1 protein-coding gene is annotated in these 261 nt (G+C 34.5%); it reads left to right on the top strand.

The features are described 5' to 3' along the window. A partial coding sequence (locus tag AAEY68_RS21250) for an alanine:cation symporter family protein (protein ID WP_350586849.1) occupies positions 1-261 on the top strand: 261 nt, incomplete at both ends.

Raw genomic sequence — 261 nt, 5'->3', positions numbered from 1 at the left:
ATTTTATTCTTTGCTTTCACATCTATTGTTGCTAATTACTCTTATGCAGAAACAAATTTATTATTTTTAGAGCATAACCATGCATACGGCATGTTGATTTTTAGATTGTTAGTATTAGGTATGGTGATGTTTGGCGCTATGGGTGAGCTACCATTAGTGTGGACTTTAGCTGATATATCTATGGGGTTAATGGCTATTGTGAACGTTATAGCATTATTTATGTTGTCAGGCGTAGTTGTTTGGCTTGCTAAAGACTACAAC

Origin of the sequence: Pseudoalteromonas sp. RB2-MNA-CIBAN-0110, assembly GCF_040309305.1 — a bacterium.
GTDB lineage: Bacteria > Pseudomonadota > Gammaproteobacteria > Enterobacterales > Alteromonadaceae > Pseudoalteromonas > Pseudoalteromonas arctica.
This window is presented reverse-complemented; position numbering and strand designations above follow the sequence as displayed.